The 12,130-nt window shown below is 62.9% G+C and carries 11 protein-coding genes; 9 read left to right on the top strand and 2 right to left on the bottom strand.

Annotated elements, in window-relative coordinates; all coding sequences use genetic code 11:
- Nucleotides 1-4 precede the first annotated feature (4 nt).
- Genes AQZ50_RS03930 through AQZ50_RS03910 form a run of 5 tightly spaced genes read left to right on the top strand, consistent with a single transcriptional unit; the run spans nt 5 to nt 6,241 of the window.
- A complete protein-coding gene (locus AQZ50_RS03930) occupies nt 5-1,261 on the top strand; it encodes an aromatic ring-hydroxylating oxygenase subunit alpha (protein WP_067742909.1) in 1,257 nt (418 codons plus the stop codon).
- Nucleotides 1,262-1,284: 23 nt separating this feature from the next.
- Entirely contained in the window at nt 1,285-2,538 is a 1,254-nt protein-coding gene (locus tag AQZ50_RS03925; protein ID WP_067742907.1) for a sarcosine oxidase subunit beta family protein, read from the top strand.
- Between the two features lie 16 nt (nt 2,539-2,554).
- On the top strand, nt 2,555-2,857 hold the full coding sequence (locus AQZ50_RS03920) for a sarcosine oxidase subunit delta (protein WP_067742905.1): 303 nt from the start codon (nt 2,555-2,557) through the stop codon (nt 2,855-2,857).
- Complete coding sequence (locus AQZ50_RS03915; RefSeq protein WP_067742902.1) at nt 2,854-5,718, top strand: FAD-dependent oxidoreductase; 2,865 nt, start codon at nt 2,854-2,856, stop codon at nt 5,716-5,718. The genes AQZ50_RS03920 and AQZ50_RS03915 overlap by 4 nt, the downstream gene beginning before the upstream one ends.
- Nucleotides 5,711-6,241, top strand: coding sequence for a sarcosine oxidase subunit gamma (locus AQZ50_RS03910; protein WP_067742899.1), 531 nt, complete (start codon nt 5,711-5,713; stop codon nt 6,239-6,241). The genes AQZ50_RS03915 and AQZ50_RS03910 overlap by 8 nt, the downstream gene beginning before the upstream one ends.
- A 62-nt stretch (nt 6,242-6,303) precedes the next feature.
- Here the strand turns inward: AQZ50_RS03910 and AQZ50_RS03905 are convergent, their stop codons facing one another.
- Both AQZ50_RS03905 and AQZ50_RS03900 read right to left on the bottom strand, forming a co-directional pair.
- The gene (locus tag AQZ50_RS03905) at nt 6,304-7,548 is read right to left on the bottom strand and encodes an NYN domain-containing protein (RefSeq protein WP_067742896.1); all 1,245 of its coding nucleotides are present in this window, start codon (nt 7,546-7,548) and stop codon (nt 6,304-6,306) included.
- A gap of 172 nt (nt 7,549-7,720) precedes the next feature.
- Nucleotides 7,721-8,674 (bottom strand): LysR family transcriptional regulator, encoded by a 954-nt coding sequence (locus tag AQZ50_RS03900; RefSeq protein WP_067743780.1) that lies wholly within the window; start codon nt 8,672-8,674, stop codon nt 7,721-7,723.
- A gap of 141 nt (nt 8,675-8,815) precedes the next feature.
- On the opposite strand from AQZ50_RS03900, the gene purU reads away from it, so the two are divergent.
- The 4 genes from purU to AQZ50_RS03880 form a co-directional block, all read left to right on the top strand.
- On the top strand, nt 8,816-9,688 hold the full coding sequence (purU, locus tag AQZ50_RS03895) for a formyltetrahydrofolate deformylase (RefSeq protein WP_067742894.1): 873 nt from the start codon (nt 8,816-8,818) through the stop codon (nt 9,686-9,688).
- Nucleotides 9,685-10,179: a prolyl-tRNA synthetase associated domain-containing protein gene (locus AQZ50_RS03890; protein ID WP_067742891.1), complete on the top strand. Its 495-nt coding sequence runs from the start codon at nt 9,685-9,687 to the stop codon at nt 10,177-10,179. Before purU ends, AQZ50_RS03890 begins: the two co-directional genes overlap by 4 nt.
- A gap of 10 nt (nt 10,180-10,189) precedes the next feature.
- Entirely contained in the window at nt 10,190-11,569 is a 1,380-nt protein-coding gene (locus AQZ50_RS03885; protein WP_067742888.1) for an L-serine ammonia-lyase, read from the top strand.
- An 18-nt stretch (nt 11,570-11,587) separates the two neighbouring features.
- Nucleotides 11,588-12,130, top strand: a 543-nt coding sequence (locus AQZ50_RS03880; RefSeq protein ID WP_067742885.1) for an electron transfer flavoprotein subunit beta/FixA family protein, incomplete at its 3' end; no start/stop codon positions are given.

Genomic DNA, 12,130 nt, shown 5'->3' with positions numbered 1-12,130 from the left:
CGCAATGCATACTTTCGACACAATCGCCGAACTGCTCAAACACGACCGGGCGGGCATGACCTTGCCGCGCGATCTGTACGTCGGTGACGAGGCGTTTCATTTCGACACCGAGGTCATGCTCAAATCGGTGTGGCTGTATGCCGGTACCGTGGCGCAGGCGAAAAATCCGGGCGACTGGTTCATTTTCGAACTGGGCAACAACCAGGTGATCATCGTGCGTGGGCGCGATGGTGAAATCCGCGCGTTCTACAATTCGTGCCGCCATCGCGGTGCCCGGATCTGCGAGGCGGCAAGCGGCAATTCTCCGCGCCTGATCTGCCCCTATCACTTCTGGACTTACGGGCTCGACGGCAAGCTGCTGGCGGCACGCAACATGCCCGACGAATTCGAAAAGGCCGATCACGGGCTGGTTTCGGTGGCGCTGGAAAACGTTGCCGGATTGCTGTTCGTGTGCCTGTCGGACAACCCGCCGCCGTTTGGCCGGGCCAAGGCTGACATTGCCGAACAGGTCAGCCTCTACAATCTCGACACGCTGAAAGTCGCGGTTCAGGATTCCCTGATCGAACCGGCCAACTGGAAGCTGGTCATGGAAAACAATCGCGAGTGCTACCACTGCGACCAGAACCACCCCGAACTGCTGAAATCGCTGTCGACCTACGGGTTCGGCAAGGGCCTGCCCGAAGATGGCGCGGAAGATGTGGTCGACGATGCCGCGTTCGATGCCATGCTCGAGGCGCAGCGCCAGCATTGGCGGGATCTGGGGATCTATCACGACCTGATCGAGTTCCCCGAGGAAAATGGCCGGACCGGCTGGCACCGCGTCGCCCGATTGCCGCTGGCGCATGGCGCGGTGTCGCAGACGCTCGACGGTAAGCCGGCGTGCCGCATCCCGATCTGGGCGCACGGGCTTGATGAACCGAGCAGCCTGTCGGTGTGGACCCAGCCCAATAGCTGGCACCATTTCTGCAACGACCATGTCGTGACGTTTTCGCTGACCCCGCTCGGCCCAGACAAGACGCTGTTGCGCACGACCTGGCTGGTCCACGAGGACGCGGTCGAAGGCGTCGATTACGATCCCGAAAACCTGGCCGCCGTGTGGCGCGCGACCAATGCGCAAGACAGCTATCTGGCGGCGCTGAACCACAAGGGTATCATGACCGACGGTTATCGCCAGGGGCTGTATTCGGTCGAGGAAAAGCTCGTCGATGCGTTCAAGACATTTTACGTCGAAGCCAGCGAACGCGCCATCGAAGCGGCCTGAGAAATGGACTGGATCATTCTGTAATGAAGCGCTTTTCCGGACTTAACCTCATCGCCGAGGCGATGAACGGGCACAAGGGCTGGCCCGAGCACTGGCCCGAAAAGGCGCCAAAGCCCGCCTATGATGTGATCATCATCGGCGGCGGCGGCCATGGTCTTGGCGCGGCCTATTACCTGGCCGCGAAATACGGCATCACCAATGTCGCGGTGATCGAAAAGGGCTGGATCGGCGGCGGCAACGGCGGGCGCAACACCACGATCATCCGCTCCAACTATCTCTATGACGAAAGCGCGCATCTTTACGACCATGCGGTGAAGATGTGGGACGGATTGAGCCAGGAGCTCAATTACAACGTCATGTATTCCAAGCGCGGCGTGCTGATGCTGGCGCACAATATCCATGATATTCAAAGCTTCAAGCGGCACATTCATGCCAACCGGCTCAATGGCGTCGACAACGAATGGCTGACCCCCGAAGAGTGCAAGGCTTATTGCCCGCCGCTCGACATTTCGCCCAATGCGCGCCATCCGGTGCTCGGCGGCGCGCTGCAGCGGCGCGGCGGCACGGCGCGGCATGATACCGTGATCTGGGGCTATGCGCGCGGCGCCGTCGCGCGCGGGGTCGACATCATCCAGAATTGCGCGGTCACCGGCATCCGTCGCGGCCCCGACGGGGCTGTGCTGGGCGTCGATACCGAAAAGGGCTTCATCGGCGCGAAGAAGATCGGGGTATCTGCTGCGGGCAATACTTCGGTGGTGATGGACATGGCGGGGCTGCGTTTCCCGCTCGAAAGCTATCCCTTGCAGGCGCTGGTGTCGGAGCCGGTCAAACCGATCTTCCCTTGCGTCGTCATGTCGAACACGGTGCATGCCTATATCAGCCAGTCCGACAAGGGCGAGCTGGTGATCGGCGCCGGGACCGACCAGTATGTCAGCTATTCGCAACGCGGCGCGCTGCACATCATCGAGCATACGCTGGCCGCAATCTGCGAGATTTTCCCGATCTTTACGCGAATGCGCATGTTGCGCTCGTGGGGCGGGATCGTCGATGTCACGCCCGACCGTTCGCCGATTCTGGGCAAGACTCCGGTTGCGGGGCTCTATGTCAATTGCGGCTGGGGCACCGGCGGCTTCAAGGCGACGCCCGGCGCTGCCGATCTGCTGGCCTATACGATCGCGCATGACGCGCCCAATGCCATCAACGCAGCCTTCAATCTCGATCGGTTCCGCACGGGCCGGTTTATCGACGAGGCTGCTGCCGCAGCCGTTGCGCACTGAAATTGCGAGACCCGCGATGATTTTGATCCATTGCCCTTATTGCGAGGAAGATCGCCCCGAGGTGGAATTCACCTATGGCGGCGAGGCGCATATCGCGCGCCCGCTCGATCCTTCGGCGCTCACCGACAGCGAGTGGGAGGGTTATCTCTATATCCGCAGCAACACGCGTGGGCTTCATGCCGAACGCTGGCGCCATGCGCATGGTTGTGCCCGTTTTTTCAATGCAGTGCGTGACACTGTTAGCGATCGGTTTGAAGTGACGTACAAGACCGGCGAAGCGCGTCCTGCCAAGATCACCCAGACCGGTGGCGCGGCATGAGCGGGTATCGTCTTTCCAGCGGCGGGCGCGTCGATCGCAGCCGTGCCTTGAGCTTCAGCTTCGACGGCGCGGGCTATCAGGGTTTTGCCGGCGATACGCTGGCTTCGGCACTGGTCGCGTCGGGCGTCACGCTGTTTGGCCGGTCGTTCAAGTATCACCGCCCGCGCGGTTTGCTGGCGACGGGCGTCGAAGAGCCCAATGCGCTGGTCAGCGTCGATCGCGGCCCGGCACGGGTCACGCCCAATGTCCGCGCCCCGCAAGTCTCGCTGCACGAAGGGCTTGTCGCCGAGAGCCAGAACCGCTGGCCCTCGCTGAAATTCGACGTCGTCTCGATCAACGACAGGTTCAGTGCGCTGTTTCCGGCGGGGTTCTACAACAAGACGTTCATGTGGCCGCGATCGGCTTGGGAAAAGCTCTACGAGCCGGTGATCCGCCGTCTCGCCGGGCTTGGCGACAGCCCGGTCACGCGCGATCCCGATCATTATGACGCGACCTATGCGCATTGCGAAGTGCTGGTCGTCGGCGGCGGCATCGCCGGGATCGAAGCCGCGCTGGAAGCTGCCAAGATGGGCAGTCGCGTCATCCTGATCGACGAACAGGATGAACTGGGCGGCGCCGCGCTGGCCGATCCGGCACTGTGGTCCACGCTCGACGCGCTCACGGCGCAGCTGTTTGCGGCAGACAATATCACCGTGCTGACGCGCACGACGGCGTTTGGATACTACCACCAGAACTTCGTCGGCGCCTCGCAACAGTTGACCGATCATCTCGCCCCATCCGAGGCGCAGGGCCCGCGCGAAAAGCTGTGGCGCATCCGCGCGGGCGAAGTCGTGCTGGCGCAAGGCGCGATCGAGCGCCCGCTGGTGTTCAACGGCAACGACGTGCCGGGCGTGATGCTGGCGAGCGCCGGGCGCACGCTGGCGCTGCGCTATGGTGTGGCGGTCGGGCGCGCGGTGGTGATCATGGCCGCGCATGACAGTGGTTGGCGCGATGCGCTCGCGCTGATCGAGGCGGGGGTTCACGTTGCCGCGATCGTCGACATTCGCACCGTCGTTCCCGCCGATCTGGCCGATGCGGCGCGCGCAGCGGGGATTGCGCTTCATCTCGGCAGCGCGATCACGGCGGTTGCCGGGCGCCATGCGGTCAAGGGCGTGACGGTTGCGGCGGGCGGAACGGGCCCGGCGCACAAGATTGCCTGCGATGCGGTGTTGATGGCGGGCGGTTGGACGCCCAGCGTTCACTTGTGGAGCCAGGCCAAGGGCAGCCTGGTCTGGAACGAAGCCTGGGGCACGTATCTGCCGGGCAAGCCGCAGGAAAAGTGCCGCGTGGTCGGCGCCGGGGCGGGGGCCTGGCATTTCGGCTCGGGCGCGATCACTTCGGTCCTGCCCAACAGCCTGCCGGTTTCCAGGCAAAAGGCTTTCGTCGATTTCCAGAACGATGTGAAAGCGCGCGACATTCAGCTCGCGGTGCAGGAAGGCTTTCGCTCGATCGAGCACATCAAGCGCTATACCACCAACGGCATGGCGACCGATCAGGGAAAGACAAGTAATCTCAATGCCTTGCAGATCGCTTCGGGCGTGCTCGGGCGACCGGTGACCGAAATCGGGCTGACCACGTTTCGCCCGCCTTATACGCCGCAGACGTTTGGCGCGCTGATGGGGCACCACAAGGATGCGCTGTTTCAGCCGGTGCGCAAATCGGTGATCGATGACTGGGCAACTGCGCAAGGCGCCGTGTTTGAAAACGTCGCGAACTGGCGGCGCGCGCGCTATTTCCCCAAAGGCGGCGAAGACATGGACGCCGCAGTTGCGCGCGAATGCCGCGCGGTGCGGCAGTCGGTCGGCATCTTTGACGCCTCGACGCTCGGCAAGATCGAAGTGGTCGGTCCCGATGCCGCCGAATTTCTCAACCGCATGTACACCAACCCGTGGAAGGCGTTGCAACCGGGGCGCTGCCGCTATGGCCTGCTGCTGCGCGAAGACGGGTTCATCACCGACGATGGCGTGTCGGCGCGGATGGCGGACGATCGGTTTCATCTGACCACCACCACAGGCGGCGCGCCGCGCGTGCTGGGGATGATGGAGGATTATCTTCAGACCGAATGGAGCGATCTTGACGTCTGGCTGACCTCGACCACCGAACAATGGGCGGTGATCGCGCTGCAAGGGCCGCGCGCGCGCGACGTGATCGCGTCGCTGGTCGGCGGGATCGATCTGAGCCCCGAAGCGTTTCCGCACATGGCGGTGCGCGAAGGGACCATTGCCGGGGTGCCGACGCGGCTGTTCCGGGTCAGCTTTACCGGCGAACTGGGCTTTGAAATCAATGTCCCCGCCAGCGAAGGTCGCAAAGTGTGGGAAGCGATCTTCGATGCCGGTCAGCCTTATGGCATCACCCCCTACGGCACCGAAACGATGCACGTGCTGCGCGCCGAAAAGGGGTTCATCATCGTCGGGCAGGATACCGACGGCACGATGACGCCGGGCGACATGGGGCTCGACTGGGCGGTGGGCAAGAAAAAGCCCGATTTCGTGGGCAAGCGCTCGCTGGCGCGCCCCGAAATGACGCGCAAGGGGCGCAAGCAGTTCATCGGGCTTCTGACCGAAGATCCGCAGGAATTGCTGGAAGAAGGCGCGCAAGTGGTCACCAACCCCGATGCGCCGATCCCGGTGCCGATGATCGGCCATGTCACTTCGTCCTATCACAGCGCGACGCTGGGCCGGACGATCGCGCTGGCGGTGATCGCCGACGGACGCGCGCGGATCGGTGAAACGATTTTCGTGCCGATGGCCGACAAGGTCATCCGCGCCAAGGTCACCGCGCCCATGTTTTATGATCCCGAAGGGAGCCGCCTCAATGATTGAGATCGCCCCGCTGGCCATCGGCGCCACCGATCTTGCCACCGGCACTGCGCCGCACACGGGCGCGGTCAACGGCCTGTCGGTCAGCCTGTCGCCTGCCGAACCGCGCGTGCGCCTGTCGCTCCGCGCCAAGGACGTCGGCGTGTTGTCGGCGGCGCTGGGCCGCGCCTTGCCTGAACGCATCGGCACGCAGCTTGACGGTATCGCCCGTCTCGGCCCCGACGAATGGCATGCGCTTCTGCCCGAAGGCAGTCCGGTGCCTGCCGTATCGGGACAACCGCTCAGCGTGGTCGATGTCACGGCGCGTTCGGTCGGCTTTACCGTCGAAGGCCCCGGCGCCGTCGCCGCGCTGATACGCGGCTGCCCGCTCGACCTTGCGAATTTCGCTCCGGGCCGTGCGACGCGCACCGTGTTCGAAACTGTCGAAATTCAGCTCTGGGCCATGGCCCCCGACCGCTTCCACGTCGAAGTCTGGCGCAGCTTCGCGCCTTGGCTGTGGCATTCTATCGCCGACGGCATCGTCTGATCAAACCGGTTCACCCTGACTGGCCCGCACATCCCTCGGGATTTGCGGGCCATTTTTTTGTCTTATTCGGCAAGCCATTCGATACCCAGCCATTGAGCGACAGCGTCTTCGGCATCCGGCGACAAAGTCAGCCCGATGGCAGAAGCCCGGTCGAGCACTGCCCCGAGGAAGGCGCGGCCAATATCGTCCGGTTCGGGGGCTACGTCCGCATCCAGCCGGGCTCCGCCGAATTGTGCCACGCGCATGATGTAGCCGACCGCGTTGCGCGCGGTCTGCACGCCCTCGTCGGCGAGCGTGTCGCGGCACCAGCGCGTCGCTTCCGTCAGATTGAATTCGTGATTTTTTGCATAGCGCGAAAGAACATCAAAGACTTTTGGCCAATCGGCCTGTTCGATCCGGGGCAGATCCAGCTCGCGTGAAAGCAGAGCCACAGGCGGCGGAAACTCGCTGCCAATGTTCGATCTTTCCGCAATTGGCGGCTCGTGCCTTTCGCTATCCCACATGTGATGCTGCGAAAACCGGACGTTTGGCAGATCCAATGCCGAGACGGCAGCGGAAAAACCGGCTGTGCCGAACCAGCCGGACTGTTTTGCGCCGGGGCAGGTGCGTGCTGCCTCGAACGCCAGCGCGGCGAGATTCAAGGCCGTACCGGCTTGTGCGTATCGCTTGCGGATGAGCTCTGCAAATTGGGCTTTGCTGTCCGGAAGGTTTACGGGGCCATTGATCGCCTCGCGCTGTTCGTCGCCATCGGATGCAGCATTGGCATCGGCGGCCAGCAAGTCCATCATCGCATCGAAATCGACAACGCGGTCGGCGATCGCGGTATAGGCGGAAGAGAGGTAGCCTGGAGAGATGATGGTAATGCGGCGGTCTTCGGCGCGCAGGCGCTGAAGCAGGGGGGTAAAGTCGGAATCGCCCGACGCCAGCACAAACTCGTCGAAGTGCGTGCGATGGCCGAGAAGATCGAGCGCATCGACCACCATGCGTATATCGGCTGCGTTCTTGCCGCCGCGCGACACCACAGGGCAATCGATCACCTCGAACCCGGCGCGCACCAGGCTTGGCCGAAAACGGGAAAAATAGAGCCGATCGTTGGCTTCACCGGGCGTGGGCGCATATCCCGCCGGATTGAGATAGCATCGCGCCACGAGCCATCGGCGCGGCTCGCCGGTGAGGCAGGAATTGGCAAGAACCTGCAGCCAGTCGGCCGGCTCGGATGCGAACCGGAGCGCCGCGTTGCGGTCCAAACCCCAAAGTGTCGTGAAAACATTGTCGAAATCGACAAAAATGGCGCATCTGGCCGACATGAAAATATCCCGAATATAAAAGGAAACGCACGACCATTCGTGCGATATCCTGAAAGACGCTGGCCGAAAAATTCATAGCATGGGGCTATGAAATGCAAGGCTGGCTGGCGTCTCCTGATAATATACACAAGCGAACGGGGCGATCCAGGGGTAATCCGCCGGTGCGAGGTGGTTACTTCATCAAGTCCTCCACCCAGGGCAGTTGCTGATAGAGCGGGACGAGGCAATCGACCATCATCACTTCGCGGGCCATCTGGGCGGTCTGTTCGGCTAGGTTGCCCAGTTCCGCGCTGCGGCCGACGACTTGTACGCGGCGGGAAAAGCGGGCGCGGGGCAGGGGTTCGATGCGGAGTTGATCGACCAGCGATGGCATCGCGGCGAGGCACAGGACCGACGTGATGCTCCAGCCGATACCGAGCGCGACCGAGGTCAATTGCTGATGGATGATGTCGACTTCGACCACATTGGGCATGCGCAGTTTCATCCGCGTGAGCTGGCTTTCGATGCGCTGGCCCATGCCGTGGTCGAGCGAGTAGCGGATGAAGGGCAGGCGGCTTGCGGCCTCGGTCGGGTCGCCGCTGCCGCTGTAATCGCGGGGGAAAATCAGGACGAAGGGATCGTCCATGACATCGTGATGTTCGATGCCGGGATGCTTTTCCAGCGTGTTGCTGCCGGTCACCAGCATGTCGACGCGGCGCGCGAGGAAATCCTGTTGCTGGAGCAGCGAAATACCCGAGCGGATGCGCCAGCGCCCGACGCGCATGCCAAAGCGGTGGAGCAGCGGCGCGGTCAGTAGCGTGGCAAAGGTTTCGGACATGGCGATGGTGATCTGGTCGACCGGCAAGTTGGCGCCTTCACGCACTTCGTCGATCACCGTGCGCGCCGTGGTCAGCAGGCGCCGCGCGCGTTCATAAAGCGCACGCCCCGCAGGCGTCAGGCCCAAAGGGCGCAGCGAACGGTCGAACAGCGGCGTGCCGATTCCCGCTTCGAGCCGGGTAATCGTCTGCGACACGGCCGACTGGGTAATGCGCAATTGCGTGGCGCTGGCGGTCATGCCGCCCAGCTCGACAGTGACTACGAAAACTTCCAGCGCGTGGAGATCGAATTCCGATGGCAAGCGCAGCATTGATGTCCCCTCGATCATGCTCCCTTAAGCTATGTATCATTCCTCCTTATCTGATGCCAAGGCAATTCCCGTTGCGCGCGCGCCGCAATAGACAGTGTGTGCAACAAGGGTGGTCGCGCCCTTCGAGGAGCATCGTTGGACATGACGCAAAGAGCTGATTTCACTCGGCCGGATTTTGTGCTGCTGGTTTCGTGTCAGGACCGCAAAGGGCTGGTCGCGGCCATTGCCGGGTCGATCGCCGCGCAGGATTGCAACATCGCCCACAGCGCGCAATTCGATGACGCGCATAACGGGCGCTTTTTCATGCGCGTTGCGTTCAAGGGGCCCGAGGGGCTGACCCGCGAAAAGTTCAGCGAGGCGTTCCTGTCGGTCGCCGCTGCCTATAATCTCGATTGGAGCGTCCACGATCTGCGCGTGAAACAGCGCGCGATGATCATGGTCAGCAAAGGCGGGCACTGTCTCAACGACTTGCTCTATCGCACCGCGACGCGTTACCTGCCGATGGAGGTGACCAGCGTGGTGTCGAACCACACGATCTGGCAGCGCCGCGTGGAACATGAAGGCATTCCCTTTTTCCACTTGCCGATCACGCCGGAAAACAAGGAAGAGCAGGAAGCGAAACTGCTCGCGATGATCGAGGAACAGCGCGTCGACCTGATCATTCTGGCCCGCTACATGCAGGTCTTGTCCGACGCGACCTGTCGCAAGCTCGAAGGCCGGGTGATCAATATCCACCATTCGTCGCTGCCCGCGTTCAAGGGCGCCAAGCCGTATCATCGCGCGTGGGAACGCGGTGTCAAACTGATGGGCGCAACGGGGCATTACGTGACGGCAGACCTCGACGAAGGGCCGATCATCGCGCAAGATGTGTCGATGGTTGACCATGCCGACACGATCGACGACCTGATTGCCCAGGGTCAGGAAACCGAAAGCCGCGTCCTGACCCGCGCAGTCAAGGCGCATTGCGAACATCGCGTCATGCTCAACGGCAATCGTACGGTGGTGTTCAAATGAGCGAGGGCAAGCTTTACGCCGATCTCGAATCGCTTGGCATCGCCTGGACCGCGCTGGAACACGAGGCGGTGTTTACCGTCGAGGAAAGCGAGGCGATCCATGCCGCGCTGCCCGGTGCGCATACCAAGAACCTGTTTCTCAAGGACAGCGGCGGCGCTTTTTTCCTCGTCACGGTCGATCATGCCGTGCGCGTCGATCTGAAAGCGCTGGCCCCGGTGATCGGCGCCAAAAAGCTGAGCTTTGGCAAGGCGGAGGATATGGAGGCGCTGTTGGGCGTGACACCCGGCGCAGTCACGCCGCTTGCCGCGATGAATGATGCGGATGGCAAAGTGCGCGTGGTGCTCGACGAGCGGCTCGCTGGTGCGGATACGGTCAACGTGCATCCCTTGCGCAATACCGCGACGATCGGCCTGAGCGGCGCGGACCTCATGCGTGCCCTGGCGCACTGGGGCCATCCGCCGCAGATCGCCGCGATCCCCGAACGCGCCTGAAAGGCAAGCCATGATCGCTGGTGTTTTTGACCTCTTCAAGATCGGCATCGGCCCTTCCAGTTCGCATACCGTCGGGCCGATGGTCGCGGCGCGGCGCTTTGGCGAACGGCTGCGCGAAAACGGGCTGCTGGACAAAGTCGCGCATGTGGAAGTGTCGCTTTATGGCTCGCTGGCGCTGACCGGCAAAGGCCACGCCACCGACAGCGCGATTATCCTGGGCCTGGCGGGCGAAATCCCGGCGCTGGTCGATCCCGACCGCGTGCCGATGATCGTGGCGCAAGTCCATCAAACCGGGCGGCTCGCCTTGATGGGCGAATACGATGTGGCCTTTGCCCCGGCGCGCGATCTTCATTTCTATCAGCGGGAGCGCAAACCGTTTCACAGCAACGCCATGGCGATCGTTGCGCACGATGCGGATGGTGCGGTGCTGGATGATCGGATGTATTATTCGATCGGCGGCGGCTTTGTTCTCGATGAAGACGAAGCGCTCGGCAACATGCGCGACGGCGATCTGGGCCCGGACTTGCCGCACGATTTCGTCTCGGCGGAGGAACTGCTCGAAATCGGTGCGCGTGAAGGGCTCAGCTTTGCCGACATCATGCTCGCCAACGAATGCGTTCGGCGGCCGCTCGGCGAAGTCGAGGCCGGGCTCGATCTGATCGCCGATACGATGGCGCAATGCATCGATCGCGGTTGTCGCAACGAAGGCGTGCTGCCCGGCGGATTGAAAGTGCAGCGCCGCGCCGCCGCTCTGGCGCGCGAACTGGCGGTGCGGCAACAGACCACGCTGGGCGATCCGCTGGCCGTGCTCGACTGGATCAATCTGTGGGCCATGGCGGTGAACGAGGAAAATGCTGCGGGGGGCAGCGTTGTCACCGCGCCGACCAATGGCGCGGCGGGGATCATTCCGGCGGTGCTGCGCTATTATGTGCGGTGTTATCGCGGCACGCGCGAAGGGACGCGCACGTTTCTGCTCACGGCGGCGGCGATCGGCGCGCTCTACAAGCGCAATGCTTCGATTTCGGGCGCCGAAGTCGGCTGTCAGGGCGAAGTCGGGGTGGCCTGTTCGATGGCGGCAGCCGGGCTGACCGCAGTGCTCGGCGGCAACATCGGCCAGGTCGAAAATGCCGCCGAGATCGCGATGGAGCACAACCTCGGCCTGACCTGCGATCCGGTCGGCGGTCTGGTGCAGATCCCGTGCATCGAGCGCAATGCGATGGGCGCGGTCAAGGCGATCGACGCATCGCGGCTCGCGCTGCTGGGCGATGGCACGCACATGGTCAGCCTCGATAAAGTGATTGAGACGATGCGCCAAACCGGGCACGACATGCGTGACAAGTACAAGGAAACGTCGCAAGGCGGCCTTGCCGTCAATGTGGTCGAATGTTGAGGAACAGGAAAGCAAGCAATGAAAGCGCTGGTCACGGTAAAGCGTGTGATCGACTACAACGTGAAGCCGCGGGTGAAAGCGGACGGCACGGGGGTTGATCTCGCGAACGTCAAGATGAGCATGAACCCGTTTGACGAGATTGCGGTCGAGGAAGCCATTCGCCTGAAGGAAAAGGGTGTGGTCACCGAGATCGTGGTGGTTTCGGTCGGCCCGGCGAAGGCGCAGGAAACCTTGCGCACGGCGCTGGCGATGGGCGCGGATCGGGCGATTTTGGTGTCGACCGATGACGAAGTCGAACCGCTGGCCGTGGCCAAGATCGTCAAGGCGATCGCGGACGAAGAACAGCCGGGCCTGATCATCACGGGCAAGCAGGCGATCGACGACGACAGCAATCAGACGGGGCAGATGATTGCCGCGCTGCTGGGTCGCGGCCAGGGCACCTTTGCCAATGAAATCAGCGTCGAAGGCGATGCTGTTGTGGTCAAGCGCGAAATCGACGGCGGTCTTGAAACGGTCCGTCTGGCGCTGCCGGCGGTGATCACGGCGGACTTGCGGCTCAAC

This window comes from Novosphingobium sp. Fuku2-ISO-50, from assembly GCF_001519055.1.
Lineage (GTDB): Bacteria > Pseudomonadota > Alphaproteobacteria > Sphingomonadales > Sphingomonadaceae > Novosphingobium.
This window is presented reverse-complemented; position numbering and strand designations above follow the sequence as displayed.

What these genes read in the sequence shown, in the direction of transcription:
- purU (WP_067742894.1), top strand. Translation starts at nt 8,816, where the DNA reads ATGACGCAAAGAGCTGATTTCACTCGGCCGGATTTTGTGCTGCTGGTT.
- AQZ50_RS03930 (WP_067742909.1), top strand. Translation starts at nt 5, where the DNA reads ATGCATACTTTCGACACAATCGCCGAACTGCTCAAACACGACCGGGCG.
- AQZ50_RS03900 (WP_067743780.1), bottom strand. Translation starts at nt 8,674, where the DNA reads ATGCTGCGCTTGCCATCGGAATTCGATCTCCACGCGCTGGAAGTTTTC.
- AQZ50_RS03925 (WP_067742907.1), top strand. Translation starts at nt 1,285, where the DNA reads ATGAAGCGCTTTTCCGGACTTAACCTCATCGCCGAGGCGATGAACGGG.
- AQZ50_RS03910 (WP_067742899.1), top strand. Translation starts at nt 5,711, where the DNA reads ATGATTGAGATCGCCCCGCTGGCCATCGGCGCCACCGATCTTGCCACC.
- AQZ50_RS03920 (WP_067742905.1), top strand. Translation starts at nt 2,555, where the DNA reads ATGATTTTGATCCATTGCCCTTATTGCGAGGAAGATCGCCCCGAGGTG.
- AQZ50_RS03915 (WP_067742902.1), top strand. Translation starts at nt 2,854, where the DNA reads ATGAGCGGGTATCGTCTTTCCAGCGGCGGGCGCGTCGATCGCAGCCGT.
- AQZ50_RS03890 (WP_067742891.1), top strand. Translation starts at nt 9,685, where the DNA reads ATGAGCGAGGGCAAGCTTTACGCCGATCTCGAATCGCTTGGCATCGCC.
- AQZ50_RS03885 (WP_067742888.1), top strand. Translation starts at nt 10,190, where the DNA reads ATGATCGCTGGTGTTTTTGACCTCTTCAAGATCGGCATCGGCCCTTCC.
- AQZ50_RS03905 (WP_067742896.1), bottom strand. Translation starts at nt 7,548, where the DNA reads ATGTCGGCCAGATGCGCCATTTTTGTCGATTTCGACAATGTTTTCACG.